The 15,572-nt window shown below is 35.4% G+C and carries 13 protein-coding genes; 2 read left to right on the top strand and 11 right to left on the bottom strand.

The features are described 5' to 3' along the window. Positions 1-6 precede the first annotated feature (6 nt). From ABEW34_RS15445 to ABEW34_RS15395, 11 genes are all read right to left on the bottom strand, one after another. The gene (locus tag ABEW34_RS15445; protein WP_430160088.1) at positions 7-1,605 is read right to left on the bottom strand and encodes a glycosyltransferase; all 1,599 of its coding nucleotides are present in this window, start codon (positions 1,603-1,605) and stop codon (positions 7-9) included. Next, complete coding sequence (locus ABEW34_RS15440; RefSeq protein ID WP_430160087.1) at positions 1,602-3,830, bottom strand: hypothetical protein; 2,229 nt, start codon at positions 3,828-3,830, stop codon at positions 1,602-1,604. The genes ABEW34_RS15445 and ABEW34_RS15440 overlap by 4 nt, the downstream gene beginning before the upstream one ends. Positions 3,831-3,853: 23 nt before the next feature. Continuing rightward, on the bottom strand, positions 3,854-4,597 hold the full coding sequence (locus ABEW34_RS15435; RefSeq protein ID WP_430160086.1) for an ABC transporter ATP-binding protein: 744 nt from the start codon (positions 4,595-4,597) through the stop codon (positions 3,854-3,856). Positions 4,598-4,616: 19 nt separating this feature from the next. After that, complete coding sequence (locus ABEW34_RS15430) at positions 4,617-5,402, bottom strand: ABC transporter permease (protein WP_430160085.1); 786 nt, start codon at positions 5,400-5,402, stop codon at positions 4,617-4,619. A gap of 37 nt (positions 5,403-5,439) precedes the next feature. Then, positions 5,440-6,558 carry a DegT/DnrJ/EryC1/StrS family aminotransferase gene (locus ABEW34_RS15425; RefSeq protein ID WP_430160084.1) on the bottom strand — a complete coding sequence of 373 codons (1,119 nt, stop codon included), beginning with the start codon at positions 6,556-6,558 and terminating at the stop codon, positions 5,440-5,442. Further along, positions 6,555-7,199 carry an acetyltransferase gene (locus ABEW34_RS15420; protein ID WP_430160083.1) on the bottom strand — a complete coding sequence of 215 codons (645 nt, stop codon included), beginning with the start codon at positions 7,197-7,199 and terminating at the stop codon, positions 6,555-6,557. The genes ABEW34_RS15425 and ABEW34_RS15420 overlap by 4 nt, the downstream gene beginning before the upstream one ends. Positions 7,200-7,223: 24 nt before the next feature. Then, complete coding sequence (locus ABEW34_RS15415) at positions 7,224-8,156, bottom strand: GDP-mannose 4,6-dehydratase (RefSeq protein ID WP_430160082.1); 933 nt, start codon at positions 8,154-8,156, stop codon at positions 7,224-7,226. 16 nt (positions 8,157-8,172) lie between these two features. Then, positions 8,173-9,177 (bottom strand): GDP-mannose 4,6-dehydratase, encoded by a 1,005-nt coding sequence (gene gmd, locus ABEW34_RS15410; protein ID WP_430160081.1) that lies wholly within the window; start codon positions 9,175-9,177, stop codon positions 8,173-8,175. Between the two features lie 50 nt (positions 9,178-9,227). Further along, entirely contained in the window at positions 9,228-10,304 is a 1,077-nt protein-coding gene (locus tag ABEW34_RS15405; RefSeq protein ID WP_430160080.1) for a mannose-1-phosphate guanylyltransferase, read from the bottom strand. Position 10,305: 1 nt separating this feature from the next. After that, a complete protein-coding gene (locus tag ABEW34_RS15400; protein ID WP_430160217.1) occupies positions 10,306-11,628 on the bottom strand; it encodes a glycosyltransferase in 1,323 nt (440 codons plus the stop codon). Between the two features lie 394 nt (positions 11,629-12,022). Then, complete coding sequence (locus tag ABEW34_RS15395; RefSeq protein ID WP_430160079.1) at positions 12,023-12,895, bottom strand: acyltransferase family protein; 873 nt, start codon at positions 12,893-12,895, stop codon at positions 12,023-12,025. Between the two features lie 336 nt (positions 12,896-13,231). Here ABEW34_RS15395 and ABEW34_RS15390 point away from each other — a divergent pair, with 336 nt between their 5' ends. Both ABEW34_RS15390 and ABEW34_RS15385 read left to right on the top strand, forming a co-directional pair. Then, entirely contained in the window at positions 13,232-14,611 is a 1,380-nt protein-coding gene (locus ABEW34_RS15390) for a hypothetical protein (RefSeq protein WP_430160078.1), read from the top strand. Next, on the top strand, positions 14,604-15,560 hold the full coding sequence (locus ABEW34_RS15385; protein ID WP_430160077.1) for a hypothetical protein: 957 nt from the start codon (positions 14,604-14,606) through the stop codon (positions 15,558-15,560). The genes ABEW34_RS15390 and ABEW34_RS15385 overlap by 8 nt, the downstream gene beginning before the upstream one ends. The last annotated feature ends 12 nt before the right edge of the window (positions 15,561-15,572 follow it).

Genomic DNA, 15,572 nt, shown 5'->3' with positions numbered 1-15,572 from the left:
ATCACCTTAATTCAGAAGTTTACTAAAAACTTGATTATACTCGTTCACCACTGTTTTCCAATCCCTTGCACTAAACTTAGTGTATAGTTCCTTTTGTTTAGTGAATAACAGATCTGCATGATCTACACCCCAAATGATTTTTTCAGCAATTTGACTTATATTATGGGGATCAAATAGCATGGCATCCTGTAAATCAGAGTCTCCAATTTCCGATCGAACAACCGGTATATTACTCATAATTGAAGGGGTACCTACCGAATAGGCTTCAGAAAAGGTAAACGGGAAGCCTCCTTCAAACAAAGTCGGATTAACAGCACAATTAGCCAATTGATTCAAGGCGGCAAGCATTTCTGAGGATATATTATGAAATACAAAAATATCATTCTCTAAATGGTTATCTTTAATATACTTTTTAATATAATCTACTTCGTAGATATCTCCTGTTAGAAAAAGCTTGATATTACGATACCTATCTTTATTTACTATTTTTATCGCTTTGATCAAACTAAATATATTTTTATGGGGCCTATATTGAGAAGAGTATATGATATACTCAAGTTTCTCAAAATTTGCTTTATACAATACATTACCGGGATGTGATTTTATGCGCATATAATTCGAAATAATCTGTTGAGCATTTTGTTCAACTGTCAGATACTTTTGAATACCCGTTGATATTTTCAAGTGACGATTCATTTCTATATTTGCATGTTTGATTACCGTTACTTTACTAGGATCGACACCACTTTTTATAACCAAATGATGATTTTTCACATATTCACTATAGCTAATAAAATGATCCGCTGAGGCTATACTTCTACGAATTCTATTATGAATATCAGTTACCCCAATAAATTGAGTGGGAAAATCGTAAAAAACAATGTCCGGTGCTGCCAGAACCTTTTTACAGTTTAAATGTTGGATCTGCGGCCAAACCATAGAAGGAATATAGCAAACCTGAATATCCTTGCGTTTATTCGTGATTGAAACAAGTTTATTAAGCTCTGTGTCAATTACGAGTTGATAAATAACACCTCTTGCATTTATGATAACACTTTTAGCTTTGTTTGCTATCTTTCCTACCGGAATAACTGCCTTAGCTACCCTATAAAGCTTTGATATAGCAAACTTTAAAACTTTATACACAATATAAACTATACCTACAAAAATAATAAAAGGAGATGCTACTGCTGCAAGAAGAGTCAAAATTAAAATTTTTGCTACTAAAAGCGTCCAAGATGACGTGCTAAAGAAATCAGCGGTATAACTGCTAAATAATGATTCCGCTTTTGTTTTCACACTTTTTATTATTCTTTTTAATTTAGATACCCCTGGCTTTTTCTTCTTCTTATCCGAAATATAGTTCTTCAACCTTATGCCAATTGGAATGCTTGCTGTAGTTACAATTTCAAAATCATCCGGTGATATTTTATGATCCTTCAGTAGCTTATGAAGCGTCGGAATCAGCCACTTAGGACAAATTAATACGATTTTGTTACTCTTCTCTTCGTTTTCTTTCAGAAAAAAAGCTAATAGTCTGCCAATCCCATGTATTGACAGGTTATCACTTGATTGAAACCCTAAAAACACACCTATTTTACTCATAATAATTTCCTCCATACATCCGACAATAGCTCTGTGTTCACGTCAGGCAGAAGCTTAGCTTTGTTAGTTCCCAGCTTCATTTCATCTGACTCAGATAAAACTTCTATAAGAGCATTTTTATTTAGAGCAAAATTTTTATATTGAAATTGACCTCCTATTTGCTGTTCAATCTCATTATAAAAGGGGTAATTATCTAGTACGACAGGCTTAGAAAAAAAGGCTGCTCTAGCAAGTTTATACTGCACATTATCAATATGATGCGGAAAGATAATTTTCTTCGCAAATTTGTATAATACATTATACTGGTTTTCACCAATTCCAGCATAAAGTAATACCTTATCTTTTATAATATTATTTTTCTTTACTGCTTTAGATATTTCATCATAGAAATGAGCCGCTTTTTTATCATTATAATTATCGAAATTAATAATGATTTTTTCATCGGCTCTGTATAATTTATAGTAATCAATTATATCATCCAATATTTTAGTTACATGTGTTGGGTATTTTAAATTAGCCTCGATAAGAATGTGATCTTCAGCTTGATTAGACGTATCCATGGACAAATTGAGATTTGAATACACAAAAGGAATGATCATGATTTGTAAACTGTTAATTCCTAAATAAGTGATTAGATCTTCCTTCGTCTGCGCTGAATTCGTAAAAATAAAAGCAGCATTTTTTATATTTGAAATACAAATATTATTTATCGTTTCGAAATACCGTTCATTTAGATTATCAATAAATAATCCATAAGGTTTAATAGAAGCTATAGGCTGCTCAAATTCTTTATAAAAAAATAGCCAAAAATCCACATCAGCATAGTTTTGCGCCTTATCCGTTGGAATAACATATTTCTCATACCATACTTCTTTGTTTTTAAACATAAGCGCATAAATATCGTTTATTTCTTGAGTATCTAACGTTTGAAGACTGTACTCCCTAACATCTACGCTATTATAAAGTAAATCTGAAAAATCATGATCTATATTATATTCATTACTATGCACATTAAAAATCAATTTGTGCTGCTGATTAACTGCTTTGAGCCCTTCATCTAAAGCTTTAAATAAAGCTACGTAATCTTGAATATGTTGTTTAGATTGTTTCTCTGCAATAAAAGTTGCGATAGTTACTGATTTTTCAGATGAATCTTTATTTTTCCGTTCTAAAATAGGAATAAAGTTTTGTTCCCAGCTCATTTTGTTATATTGAAAAGAAAAATAATGAAGGATCTTTTTTTGATCTTCCCTTATTTCCTCTATTAATTTCGTATCTCCATCAAATATTCTCTGAATTTTATTGCGAGCTTCACTTATATTTTTACAGCATCCGGATTGACGCTCTCCACCCAATTTATTGAGAAGCCCTCCTTGTAAATAAAGCACAGGCATTCCCGCTATCATCGCCTCAAGAGGATGATAATGCAAATGCCTTGGGTAGGTTGAATGGTAGAACATGACTTTACAGCCTGTGAATAAATCATTAATTTCTTCACGTTCAAGAAACCCAGTTACATTGGGGTCATCTACTGGCACGGGTTGATTTCCTGCTATAACATAATCTAATCCTTTAAAATCTTTTTTGAATTTCTTGTATATCCCATTTGATTCTGCGTTGAAATTTATTCTCGTGCAAAAAAAGAGCAGTTTATTAGTATTACCTACCCACTGATCAGAAACCGTATAAAAATCATCTGGCAAACCTAAAGGCATAAATACCGATTTTTCTTTATAAATTCCTGTTTCAATATCAACAATGCTCTCATAACAATGCGAGAACCAAAATCTATCCTTAATCGTCTCTAGCTTATAAAAATACTCCGGACCAAATACATGCTCCGTAATTTCTCTATAAGTGATTGCTTTGCCTAACCCAAACGCCCTCGCAAATATGTTCCCTTTAAAATTATCTACAAGTTTATTCAAAGCATAGAAATCAAACATTACTATAGCCGTATCAAAGTATTTATTAATAAGGTGTCTTATAATAAAAGGCATTTCTTCGTTTTCATAAAAATTATATTCATTTAGTATTTTCAGATCTTGCTCAGGTATCGAAAGAGTTGTATCATATTCATACGTGACTGAACCACTTTGCTGCAAAGTATTTTTAGGGACTATTTTTGGTGTGAATATTTCGAATCCTAGCTCATGGATTAAAGGCAATTCGAATTTACTTAAAGTATCGTGATTCAATACCCATAACACTCTTTTTTTCAACAAAATAACCCTTCCTTTATAAGCAATTATACGGTTTGTTTATAGAATTCAATAACCTCTTCTGGATTTCCATCCTTAATTATTTGCCCTTGTTTAACTAAAATAACTCGATCGCATACTTCCTTTATTGTGTTAAGATCATGAGATACTAGTACAAGGATTTTGGCCTGACTCATAAGTCCCGTCATTCGTTCCTTCGCTTTAACCGCAAAAGAAGCATCTCCTGCACCAATAACTTCATCAAGTAAAAGAATTTCACCAGGTATTGAAGTCGAAATCGCAAATGCCAGACGAATCAGCATGCCAGATGAATAGGAACGAATCGGGTAGTCAATAAATTCACCAAGCCCTGCAAAGTCTATAATCTCTTGTTCTTGCTTTCTTATTGCTTTCGGTGTCTCACCTAGTAAGAGTCCACGGTACATAATATTTTCCCTGCCCGTTGACTCAAGGTCAAATCCTAGAGAAAGATCAAATAAGGAACGGATCTCGCCCTTCACATCAATACGACCTGATTTAATGGGGTATACCCCTGCTATTGTTTTTAACAGAGTGCTTTTACCCGCACCATTATGTCCAATAATTCCTAGTTTCTCGCCTTCATTTACTTTCAGGCTAAAGTTTCTAAGTGCATGTACATTATCAAGTTTTTCTTTCTTCTTTTGCAGCTTTAACATGGAAAAAACTTCTTGTTTTAAAGTGGTCGCATTATAAATATGAGACGGATAATATAAATCAACATTTTCAAGATTAATAAAACAATTGTCCATATTAATTTCCTCTTATCTGTTATAGATAAAAAATAACTTTACTTTGATTTCTAGCATTGATCCAAATGGCTAAACTACCTAATATGAGTATGGCACCGAGCGTGTATGCGTAATCAATCATCGACGGCATAGAGCCGTATAGAAAAGGCTCTCTAATTAGAGCTAATATATGAGTTATTGGATTAATATCCATAAATGTTTCCAAGGCTGGACTTGATGAAAACATTTCTTTTTTAAAGAAAACAGGGGACACATACCACACAGCCTGAATAATTAAAGCTATTACTTGTGGATAGTCCCGATATTTAATATTCGTAAATCCAGCTATTGTCGTAATAGCCCAGGACATAAAGAAGTATAAGAGAGTGGTCAACGGTAATGTTATAATTCCCAAAATAATATTTTGTGGATTAATAAACAGAATCCATACCAGCAAAGAGATCATTGCTATTACGAAAGTAATCGTAAATACTAGAGCAGTCTTTAATGTATAAATTAGTATTGGATGATTAAATTGTCGTATATATTGCTCACCGGTCATAATAGAATGACCACCACCGATAAAAGAACCGCTTATAAGCTCCCAAACAATAATGCCAGATAATACATAAGGTGCATAATCCACAATTGACATATTAAACACCGTACCAAAAACGGTTGACATCAATAATGTAAGAAGCAAAGGATTCATAAATGTCCATAGTATTCCCAACTTGGAACGTCTGAATTTATTTTTCAACTCTGCTCTTACAAGATGTGACCAGAAATATCTGGTACGATATATTTTCTTCATATATCCACTCAATGTGTTACCTCCGAAGGTCTTCCTTATTAATTTCTTATTAGCTGTTATTTGTGCAGTGGAACACGAGCCTCTCACATATGTAGCTGATATCAGTATCTATTAACAAGGCATTAGTCGGGATATTAAGTCCCCTCACAGAAATGTGATCTGAAGTCGGATAAGTCGAATCTTCAAAATAAGGTGGCATCTGATGCATAGGATAAAATAAAGGTCTCGTCTCTATTCCGTCTATTTCCAAAAGCTTCATTAAGGCATCACGGCTTATTTTAACTTTATCCGTCAACAATACAGATACCATCCAATAAGAATGTTTAGCCCATGAAAGCTCTGGCTGCATAGTAAATAGCTCAGAATATGGGGCTAATTGTTTGATATAAGCATTAGCTACTTTTTTACGTCCATTGAGATGCCAATCGATATTTTCCAACTGTCCCAAACCAACTGCGGCTTGCATATTGGTCATACGATAATTGTAGCCTACAATATTAAACCAATATCTTCTTTCAGGATCCATACCTTGACCTCTAAGAAGCTTCATTTTGGCAGCTATTTCACTATTGTTTGTTGTAATCATTCCACCTTCTCCAGTGGAAATAATCTTATTTCCAAAAAAGCTAAAGGTGCCGACGTCGCCAATCGATCCAACGATTTTGCCTTTATACTCTGCACCATGTGCTTCAGCTGCATCTTCGATTACAAACAAATTGTGCTTTTTGGCAATTTCCATTATTGGATCCATATCCACAGGATGTCCGTATAGATGTACAACAATAATTCCTTTAGTTTTATCCGTTATTTTTTCTTCAATGAGCTTAGGATCAATATTCCAAGTATTTGGCTCACAATCAATTAGAACAGGCGTTGCTCCACAATATTTGACAGCATTCGCTGTAGCGATATAAGTAAAAGTAGGAATAATGATTTCATCACCTGGTCCAACCTCATAAGCTAATAGGGGTAAATGAAGTGCCACTGTCCCATTCGCACATGATAAAGCATGTTCCACACCGCAAAACTCCGCAAATTTCTTTTCAAACTCATTTACATACTTGCCATTTGAAGAAATCCATCCTGTTTCAAGACAATCCATTACATATTTTTTTTCATTGCCGTTAAGCACGGGTACTGCCAATGGTATACTTTTGACTGCCTTCATAGTTCTCCATCCTTATTTATATATTTTTTTGCTGGTACACCTACTACTTTTACATTTGACGGTATATTAGAAATGACTACTGAACCAGCTCCGATAACTGACCATCCGCCAACCTCTATGCCTGGTATAAGAGTACTGCCCGCTCCAATAAATGTTCCTTCTCCAATAGAAACAGAACCAGCTATCGTGCTGCCTGGAGCAATATGAACATGACTGCCAATGCAGCAATCGTGATCCACGCTTGCTTTAGTGTTGATAATTACATTATCTCCAATGCAAGCATACGCATTAATTATGGCACCAGGCATGATAATAACGCCTTCTCCAATTGTTGCGTAGGACGAAACACATGCGAATGGGCTTATTGCATTTACAGACTTAAATCCCATTTCAACTAGTCTATCGAATATTTTTCTGCGTATTTTATTATCCCCTACTGCTGTGAAAAATGACTGAATGCCTGAACGATAAAGCTCCTCTAGTGTGGAATCATCCCCTAAATAAGGAGTGCCACATAGACTTCGTTCTTTATCTGATTGAGATGTAAAACCCACAACCTCATAATTGCCTGACGTTTGGAGGATATCAATAATTACCTTCGCGTGCCCTCCTCCGCCCACAACAACTACTTTATTAGCCATCGTAAACTGCCTCCCTCTTAAACCTTAGCTATTAAAGCTATGTTCTCTCCAGTAGGCAAGAAGATCTCTCATCGTATCTTTCAAATCATGTTTAGGGTACCAGCCTGTATCACCTTGCAGCTTCGTGCTGTCACCTACACGAACAAAAGTATCTTTTTTCCGCACTTTGCTGCTATCTATTTCCACAGTAGGATTTTGAATATTTGAAAATAAAAGCAAGGAATTCAATAGTTCCCCTATCGATACTGATTTATTTGAAGAAACGTTATAAACCTCTCCCACCTTACCGTGTTTCATCAACAACAGGTAGGCATGAACGACATCTCTCACATCCAAAAAATCTCTGCTGACATTAATGTTCCCTACACGAATATTTTGTTTACCTTCATTCTCTAAAAGCGCAATCTGCTTCGCAAAATTTGAACATACGAATTCAGATGATTGCTTAGGGCCAGTATGATTAAATGGACGAACTCTTATAATTTTCATGTTGTAGGCTTTGGCATATTGTTCACTTATTACATCTGCTGCAGCCTTAGCCCCAGCATAGGGATTAGTAGGATGAAAAAGATCTTCCTCCGTAAAAGGGACCCCCTTGCCGATTCCATAGACTTCAGCTGAACCAACATATAACACCTTGGAGTCTATCTCCAGATTTCTTATGATCTCATACAACGAAAGAGTCCCATTGACAATGGTACGGTAAGTTTCGATGGGCCGCTCATAAGATATAGGGATAAATGCAGAGCCAGCAAGATGATAGATATGGTCCGGTTTAACCTCTTGAAGTATTTGTTTTAGCTTACCTTCATCAAGAATATCGCATTTCCTATATTCTATATTTTTATTTGAGGAAGGTGTCCGTGACAGCCCAACAACCTCAAAATTGTTAGCTAATAACTCTTCACTCAAAAAACTGCCTACAAAGCCGCTTACTCCAGTTATAAGAGCTTTCATTGAAACCTCTCTTTCTTTAAACTTTAGGCCCAGCTACTAATATGTCGCTATGTTTATGTTTTTCTTTTTTCAAATCCGTATCTACCATTAGCTGTACAAGCTGCTTGAATGTTGTCTTTTGTGGATTCCAACCCAATTTGCTGATCGCTTTAGCCGGGTTGCCAAGCAACAGGTCTACTTCAGCCGCTCTGAAGAATTTAGGGTCTGTAACGACATAATCTTCATAATTCAAACCTACATAGCTGAATGCTATTTCACAAAACTCTCGGACAGAGTGCATTTCCCCAGTAGCAATAACATAATCATCTGGTTGCTCCTGTTGAAGCATCAGCCACATACATTCAACATAGTCCTTGGCGAATCCCCAATCGCGCATAGCATCAAGATTGCCCAACCGCAGTTCTGTTTGCAACCCTAACTTGATTCTTGCGACAGCATTCGTTATTTTCCTTGTTACAAATTCAATACCTCGACGTGGTGATTCATGATTAAACAATATGCCTGAGCATGCAAACATATTGAAGCTTTCGCGATAATTTACAGTCATCCAATGACCATATACCTTTGCTACACCATAAGGGCTTCTCGGATAAAAAGGAGTAGCCTCTGTCTGGGGAGTTTCCACTACTTTACCAAACATTTCACTGCTCGATGCTTGATAATAACGGGCATCAGGCTTAACGATACGCACGGCTTCGAGCATATTACTTACGCCAATAGCAGTCACTTGCCCTGTTAGAATAGGCTGATCCCAAGAAGTTCCCACAAAAGACTGCGCGGCCAAATTATATACTTCATCCGGATTTGAAATTTTCATCGCGTGAATAAGTGAACTCAAATCAAGTAAATCGCCATCAATAATTTCAATTTTATCTTGAATATGTTCGATGTTCTCCAGTACAGGTACACTTGTTCTTCTTCTTAGTGCAAACACCTTGTACCCTTTTTCTAATAATAAGTCCGCCAGGTACGATCCGTCTTGTCCAGTAACTCCTGTAATTAGTGCACGTTTTTGTGTCATTCTTATTTCCCCTTATTAATAATGTTTAAGTTGCTTCTTATATAATTTCATTATAAGTATCGCTCTAACTTTTGAATTTTAAGCTCTTTAATTAGAGATTTTATCTCTTGGGCCTTGTCTTTCTTACAAATCAGGGTCACATCTTCAGTCTCTACAATAATTAAATCCTCAACACCTAAAGTAGCAATGAGCTTACCGTTACTTTCAATAATACATCGTTTGGTATCGATATTTAATGTGTTGCCATTGGTCACATTACCATTATCATCAACATCATTTATACGTTCCAATGCGGTCCAACTGCCTACATCATCCCAGCCGAAAATGCAGGGAATCACATGTATATCGCTTGCTTTTTCCATAATCCCGTAATCGATTGACTGATCAGGCATTTTTGGGAATTCAGCTTTAATAATCGTATTTCTATCATTTTCTTTAAACGCCATTTTCATTGTCTCTAATAAATCATGCATTTCAGGCATGAGCTTTCGAATATAATCTCTGACAACAGCTACTCTCCATACGAAAATGCCGCTATTCCAATAGTAATTTCCTGCTTTTAGATAATCATTCGCTTTTTCTTCATTTGGTTTCTCTACGAATTTGTTCACTTTATGAACATTCAAACCATTTAATTCGAAAGTTTCATCCGTACTCTCTATATACCCGTACCCTGTTTCTGGATAAGTAGGAGTAATTCCTAAGGTAATCAAGTTCTCTCCTTCTTTGCTGGCCAACACTGCTGTTTGCAATATATTCACAAATTCAGTTTCGTTTTTAATGATATGATCCGATGGTATTACAATCATCGAGCTGTCAGGATACTTCTCTTCAATAATAATTGAAGCAAGCCCTACACAAGGAGCAGTATTGCGTCCGATAGGCTCTATAATAATGTTATCCGCAGGTAGATTAGGAATTTGAGCCTTAATTAATTCAGCATATAACTCATTCGTAATAATAAAAATTTGCTCAATAGGTATAAAAATTTGCAACCGATCAATGGTTTGCTGAATCATCGATTTGTTGCCCGATATATTCAGAAACTGCTTTGGCAAGTTCACACGGCTTCTAGGCCAGAATCTTTCGCCTTTTCCACCCGCCATAATCAAACAAGTTGTTGTCATCTCATCCTCCAAACTGCCAGTTATAAATATAGTCCAGTCTTTTTTGAATTAGCTTCCCAATTACAATTGGAGAGTGAAACTCTTTTATGTACCTTTCCCCTCCAGCAGCAATCCTCTCATAATATGGTTGATCGTTCACCAGCTTTTTCATATATTCTGCGGCATGGTGCACGTCAGGCTCCGCCCAATGCTGCTCCGACTTATATGGCCCATAATCTTGTCCTAATTGCACTAACTCATAATCGACAAGACATGCATTTTTCTCATTCATGAAATCCACATTAGAGGACCAATTCGTGCCAATCACTGGTTTACCGAGATACATGGCCTCTGCGAAGCCCAGACCAAATCCCTCGCTGCGATGTAACGAGATAAAACAATCTGTTATGCTAATTAAAGCATTGACATCATTTCTACTAATCGTTTCATCTAATAAGTAAATATTTTGATACTCGCCAATCAACTCTTTAAGTAAAATCAAATCGTTGTCATTGCTCTTATAACGGTTGATTTTAACTACCAATCCAACCTTCAAATTATTTGGTTCAAAAGCTAATTTGAACGCAATAATGGACGCACGGGGATTTTTACGCTCCTGAGAACTTTTCACATCGTACATTGTAAGAAAAAGAAAGGCTGCCTCTGGTAATTCGAAATATGAACGGTCCCGATCTTCCTTTATTTTCACTTCTATAGAGTGCGGAATTTTTACAACCGGAACAGGACTTTTTAGTGCTATGGCATCCCCAACAAAGGTAGAGGGAACCCAAATCTCATCCACATATCTAAAGCTATTAAGCCACTCGTCAGGAAACTCCGACAACTCCCAGTGCCAATAACCAATATTGTATTTTCCCTCAAATAATGTATTACCATATAACACATTTATCTCAGGCATCTGTTCCGCATTGATATGAAACACATTAACATCGAAGGTTGGCTCTGATACTTCTTTATGCATCCAGGTTGTGTCAGCCATCCTTGAGCTGCTAGTACCTGTAAAGTTAAGAATTCCAAACGGTATATTGGCTGCGTTTAAGCTGTTTGCAGCTAATCTGCACGATTCACCAACTCCCATTTCAGCTCTAGCATAACCAAGTAAATTAACTCCCTTAAGAGCACCATTATTACGAATTTTAAACGTGCTTTTATTTATAGGTTCAGCTGTTGCTAATAACTTTTCCTTAGCATAACGCCTGATAGTAGAAGGAACTAGACGAACCAACACCGGTTTTAAAAAACTGGACGTTTTATATAAAAAACGAGAAATTATTCTTTTTATTACAGACACCACCAAAGATATTATTGTAAGGATTTGTATCACATTCAATTGGATACCTTGTCGATTTATTATGAAAGGAAGAAAGCTTTGTCGAAATAAGTATACGGTAAATCCATTCCTACGTCGAGCATAACGAAGTGAAAACTGCTACGTAGCGCAAACCAAATTTTCTCATTCCATTTTTAGTCAACGCTAAATGATAGTGATCTATACTCGCCACTGAATTTTCTCCCTACAACAGATGCCCCGCTATATCGAATCAATCTATTTTCTCAGAGGTATATTCTGCTTGGTTATTTAGCACTCTCGTTATGATAGAAGAATAATTGCTTGAAATTAGGTTTAATATACCTATTTGTGATATAAGCTATTAATAAAGGCAGTACCATTGCACAGAATAATATCCAAATTGCATTTATCACATTCGATTGAATCCCTAGTTATGTTCTGTAGCAATTCTTATAAAAAGAAAATGGTAGAGGTAAATATACAATGAATGCTTACCTATATAATTAAATAAAGTTAATCCTTTTTTAATATATCGAATTCTACTATATGAAACGTTGAAAACACTAAAAACTATGCCGAATATAAGAAGAGTATAGAGCATTGTAAGTTCAGTAGGTGGGTTAGACCATGAATTAAATATATAACCTCTATTTTCAAAGAAGATCAACCCTGCCATACACAACACTAAAAAAATTAAATTCGTTTTCATATTCGAAGGCTTTGGCATCCACATGTAAAATAGTATACCTAAAGCATAAACAAATAAATAAGTCCCACCTAAAATATTCCCTCCAGCAAGAGCTATGTTCGATACAATTGTATTTTCCGTTAAATATACAGACAAAAAATATATCAAACCAATGACTAATATTATTAAGGGAGACTTGTGTTGCGCTTTGATAATCTTAAAAAGTAGGGTGGAAATTAGTACAAGTTGAATAAAGAACGCTATATAATACATTGCTGGATAAGAGAAGGTTATTAGTTCAACGAAAAAACCACTCAGACTAAAAACTCCTTTATATACATAAAGATTATACATAAGTGCCGCTAAAGTATATGGGATTAATATACCTGATATTCTTCTCATTATAAATTTTGGTTTAACTTCCTTTTGCCTATCTATAGAAATAGCAGCTGTTATCCCCGCAACAAACACAAACATTGTTACCGAGAAAATTGTATGCAGTAACAGCACTCTATCTGTGAAAATAATATTGTATGTGTGGTTTAACACAACAGCTATCATAGCAAGCGCCTTTAAAAAATCAATCCAATCATAGCGTGTATTTGGATTCATGATGAACTCCTTCATTAACTAAATTTGATTTAAAGTACATTAGACTTTAAGTATCCAACTCTTTCTGAAATAGAAACCTAGATTCTTTAAATATGGGTTCAACTTTTCTCTGATTCCTTCTCCCCCCAATAATCGTATCAGCTAGTAGATTCATTATTCCGGTTCAAAAAAGATCTATTAGCTACATAACTATCCTAAACCATAACTCCATATAAATGTTTGACCATACAAAAGAGGTGCAATTGTATTAGGGTTAGGATATCATTCTTAGTGTGATATAATTTTATTACTTAATAAAGTCGCTCGTTTCAACTTTGTTTAATTGGGGATGATGATTTGAAAATTTTCAAAAAAATTTATTACAAACTAGCGAATCCAATTTTGAATCAGATAGCTTCTAATCTTCAGCAGCATATGACATCTATTCAGCAGCATATCGCATCGCTAGAACAATCGAATGCAATCTTAACTAACAAACTAGTAACTTTGGAAGAAAACCTAATTATCCTACAACAAAACGTGCAATCAAATGAAGATAGAAAGCATACTAAAAAAACCGATACACTAAAATTGATATTGAATAATCTACCTCAACAAAACATAACAGGGGTAAGTCAATCAGCACTTAATAATAATTTTAGTTATCAACTTGAAAGCACATCTAAAAAAATAGAATATGAAGTATTTGAATATGTAAGCATTGACCAACTGATTTCAACATTTAATCAGGGCACAAATATAGCTGTAATATCTCATTGGCCGAAATTGTATAAAGACTTGTCCCATAATATCAAACTAATTAACCCAATGTCCCTAGAGAACCTGTTATCCCTCTATACAGCCGATTCCAACAATGATTACTTCACAGCCAGCTACCCTTCCGCTTTACCACAATTAGCACAAGATTTGGATGCGGTGTTTGTTGGAAGTCCTGTGCTCTCCAAATATTTATTGACCTCTGGAGCCATAAAGGATTTTGCAGAAGCAGTAACAGGAAAAATGGTCTTTTCCGTCTTTGCGAGTACAACTCCTATATTGGTTTCATGGGAGTATGGCTTTAGCAACGTTGAAATTGGAGATACTTATTTCCGTTGGATTGAAGGCGTAAATAAGGAAGCATGCATTAATATCCGTAATAATACGAATGAAACTCATTCCTTTCAACTGGAATGGACAAGCCATAGTCTAAGCCATTTCGGTACAGAATTTTTCACAGTCAATGGATGCGGTTTAAATAAGACCTATAATTTAAATGAGCAATTAGTATTTTCAGAAAAAATCACTGTTGTTCCTGGTGACAATAAATTCATCTTCAACTATTTAGGAGAGACGATTGTACCAGAAAACGGATCTAGAAATCTCAGCTTTTGTATAATGGACATGAAGTTGAATGGGATAGATAGTAAACATAATCTGTTCGGAGAAGAGGTTTATAATAGCTCCCAAAATATCACCCAACATCTTGTAAATGATTCGAAAGTTAGAGAAATTCTGCATACAAATGGTTTTTTTGAAGTTTCGTCAACCCTATTTTATAATAATGGGCAATACAGTACGCTAGGGCCGACAAGTAGATATTTTCACGCAACGAACAGCTATTACTACCTAGAAGGCAATGAACAGATTCTTAATGATGCTTACGAAGCCGGCTTGTCTACTTTATTGGTTGTCTACACAGCAGAGAGACGCGTCATGAAAGGATTAGAAAATGACTAACAATAGAATCTATCTTTTTTTTGGATTTGGTGAAGGTTCCGAATATGTGCTACATCCTTTATACCAATATATGAAAGACTTAAATTACAATTGTATCGAAATTGATATGATGAAGCAACAAAATGCTATCGACGTTATTAAACCGCTCCGAGGCAAGGATATTGTTTTTATAACATCTGCTCATTTGTTTATGGATAAAAAAAACTTCTCCCCTTATTACCAGGACGATGGAATCATAAGTGCGCTGGAGGTTATTGAATATTTAAAACCTAAAAAGTGCATTTATTATCCGCATGATCTAGTAACACCTGTTCTTCCACAAGATAGTATGTGGCTTTCCTTGTTTGATGTTTTTCTCTCCCCCCTGCCTAATCTTAATCATTTAAAACGCTATGCTGAGGTGGTTGAGGTTGGTTGGATTAAAAAGCAAAAAAACACCCCGCCAAGTCATTATGTAGCCGGGGAAGATTTGCGTGTAGCTTTTGCAATGTCCTCAATAGGCTATTATTTCAAAAAAGGCTACGACTTCACTTATGAATTTTGGAAACCGCTATTTGATAAAGGTATAGGGATCAAGCTGCCTTTTTGGCCAAACGTACTTGAATTCGAGTCCTATTTGAAGAAAAAAGGGGTTAATATCTTTCCTTCTCATACGAATATTTTAGACTTGATTCATTCAAACGATATTATCATTACCAACTCAACAACCTCTGTTACTATTGAAGCTGGATTAAGTGGGAGAATGGTTCTAAATGTATTGGACAATGTCGTTCCCCGCCAAGAACAATTGTCTTATAGCATAGGTATCTCAAGTATTACGTCTCTCCCCTTAGAAGACTGCATGAAGACTATAGAACAAATTAAAGCTGGGGATATGCCGGTCCGAAACGCTCCCGAATTCATACTCCCTTTTAACTTTGAACTCGCAACTAAAATTTTATCTGTATAAATAGAAGGAGCA

It is taken from the genome of Paenibacillus algorifonticola (assembly GCF_050481745.1).
Classification (GTDB): domain Bacteria; phylum Bacillota; class Bacilli; order Paenibacillales; family Paenibacillaceae; genus Pristimantibacillus; species Pristimantibacillus algorifonticola_A.
This window is presented reverse-complemented; position numbering and strand designations above follow the sequence as displayed.

Coding starts and splice junctions, on each gene's coding strand:
- ABEW34_RS15445 (WP_430160088.1), bottom strand. CDS start 1,605: ATGAGTAAAATAGGTGTGTTTTTAGGGTTTCAATCAAGTGATAACCTG.
- ABEW34_RS15435 (WP_430160086.1), bottom strand. CDS start 4,597: ATGGACAATTGTTTTATTAATCTTGAAAATGTTGATTTATATTATCCG.
- ABEW34_RS15425 (WP_430160084.1), bottom strand. CDS start 6,558: ATGAAGGCAGTCAAAAGTATACCATTGGCAGTACCCGTGCTTAACGGC.
- ABEW34_RS15420 (WP_430160083.1), bottom strand. CDS start 7,199: ATGGCTAATAAAGTAGTTGTTGTGGGCGGAGGAGGGCACGCGAAGGTA.
- ABEW34_RS15415 (WP_430160082.1), bottom strand. CDS start 8,156: ATGAAAGCTCTTATAACTGGAGTAAGCGGCTTTGTAGGCAGTTTTTTG.
- gmd (WP_430160081.1), bottom strand. CDS start 9,177: ATGACACAAAAACGTGCACTAATTACAGGAGTTACTGGACAAGACGGA.
- ABEW34_RS15405 (WP_430160080.1), bottom strand. CDS start 10,304: ATGACAACAACTTGTTTGATTATGGCGGGTGGAAAAGGCGAAAGATTC.
- ABEW34_RS15395 (WP_430160079.1), bottom strand. CDS start 12,895: ATGAATCCAAATACACGCTATGATTGGATTGATTTTTTAAAGGCGCTT.
- ABEW34_RS15385 (WP_430160077.1), top strand. CDS start 14,604: ATGACTAACAATAGAATCTATCTTTTTTTTGGATTTGGTGAAGGTTCC.